The sequence below is a fragment of the Neisseria sp. P0009.S007 genome (assembly GCF_051962515.1).
Genome location: NZ_JBQCVF010000254.1, coordinates 1 through 1,822, shown reverse-complemented (window position 1 = coordinate 1,822; position 1,822 = coordinate 1). Strand labels below are relative to the sequence as shown.

General features: G+C 47.1%; 2 protein-coding genes. Both read right to left on the bottom strand.

Annotated features, from left to right (window positions below; all coding sequences use genetic code 11):
- Nucleotides 1–99 precede the first annotated feature (99 nt).
- Nucleotides 100–552, bottom strand: coding sequence for a hypothetical protein (locus tag ACTHS3_RS12190; protein ID WP_440368058.1), 453 nt, complete (start codon nt 550–552; stop codon nt 100–102).
- 79 nt (nt 553–631) lie between these two features.
- Nucleotides 632–1,822: class I tRNA ligase family protein (locus ACTHS3_RS12185; protein ID WP_440368057.1), on the bottom strand; the 1,191-nt coding region annotated here is incomplete at its 5' end.

Genomic DNA, 1,822 nt, shown 5'->3' with positions numbered 1-1,822 from the left:
AAGCTAGGTTGGCGGTAACTTCTGGTTTGGAATGGGCATATTTTCTAAATTTCTTTGCATAGACAATATAATTTACCCCTTCATCCAAAATATCAAATGTTACGATAGCATGGCATTTTTCTTAAGTTCTCTTTTCCGATGTTTGATATATTTGAGGCTTCCCGATAACCGCTGTTCGTTTGAAAGTTTTGTCAAAGAAGGATTGAGTAGTTCCATACTCACTAAAAAACATGTTTTTTCAACCAAGCCTGGGTGACATTCTTTCGTAGAGTAGCGTCCGCTTCCCCTTGTATAGCATGATGGTTCGGGATAAATATAATATGCCCTCGCAACCTTCGCTACTTTCTGAATCTTGTCGAAAAATGTTTTTGCTTCTTGAAATTCTTTTTTTTCAAAATCAATCGGTACGCCGTTTTGAGGGGTAATCACGTTAATCGGAATATTGTGCACTCGGATTGTTTCCTGTAACGGTTCAACCGGTTGCTGTTGCTGATTATTGCAGGCAGACAATAAGCTTATAGTGAAAAACAGTATCCTTTTTTTCATCTTCATCTCCATTCTTGTCAAATAAAAGGCCGTCTGAAAACCTATTTTCAAAGTTTTCAGACGGCCTTTATCTTAGACCAAACAATTAAGCGTAATGCCTGTCTTCGCCTTTACCGTCAACGTTATCGGCACAACGTTTACAGATGGTTTCATGGCCTGCAACTGCGCCCACATCGTGGGTATAGTGCCAGCAGCGTTCACATTTTTCGCCGTCGCTGGCTTTAGCGGTTACAGCAAGTTCATTACCTACTTTCACTTCCACTTTAGACACCAGTAAAGCAAAACGCAATTCTTCGCCCAAAGTGTTCAGATAGTCGGCAATTTCTTCCGGAGCCGTAATTTCAGCTTCTGCTTGCAATGAAGAACCAACGGTTTTGTCTGTACGCAAAGGCTCGATGGCGGCGGTTACGGCTTCGCGGGCTTCGCGGATTGCCGTCCATTTTTTCACCAGTTCGGCTTCGGCTTTTTCGTTGATGGGTGGGAACTCATGCCATGTGTGGAAGAGGACACTATCTTCTTCGCCGCCACCGATGATGTCCCATGCTTCCTCGCCGGTGAAGCACAAAATCGGAGCAATCAGCAGAACCAAACTGCGTGTGATGTGATACAGGGCAGTTTGCGCGCTGCGGCGTGCATGGCTGTCTGCTTTTGTGGTGTAGAGGCGGTCTTTCAGGATATCGAGGTAGAACGCGCCCAAATCTTCCGAGCAGAAAGAAACAATGTCTTTTACGGCAAAGTGGAAGGCGTAGCGCGGATAGTAATCGCCTGCCAGACGCTCTTGCAGCTGACGTGCCAATACCACGGCGTAGCGGTCGATTTCCACCATGTCTGCCTGTTGCACGGCATCTTCAATAGGATTGAAGTCGCTGAGGTTGGCAAACAGGAAGCTCAAGGTGTTGCGGATACGGCGGTAGCTTTCAGTTACACGTTTGAGGATTTCTTTGGAAATCGCCAATTCACCGCTGTAATCGGTGGATGCCGCCCATAGGCGCAGGATATCTGCACCGAATTCGTTGTAGACTTCTTGCGGCGCGACGACGTTGCCGATGGATTTCGACATTTTGCGGCCGTTTTGGTCAACCACAAAACCGTGGGTCAACAGCTGTTTGTATGGTGCACGACCCATTGATGAGGCGCAACCGGTCAACATGGAGGATTGGAACCAGCCGCGGTGTTGGTCGCTGCCTTCGAGGTACAAGTCAGCCGGCCATTCCAATTCTTCGCGTTGTTTCAAGACGGAATAATGGGTCGAGCCGGAGTCGAACCATACGTCCAT

Excerpts from the sequence above, each read along its gene's own strand:
- ACTHS3_RS12190 (WP_440368058.1), bottom strand. The coding sequence starts at position 552 with ATGAAGATGAAAAAAAGGATACTGTTTTTCACTATAAGCTTATTGTCT.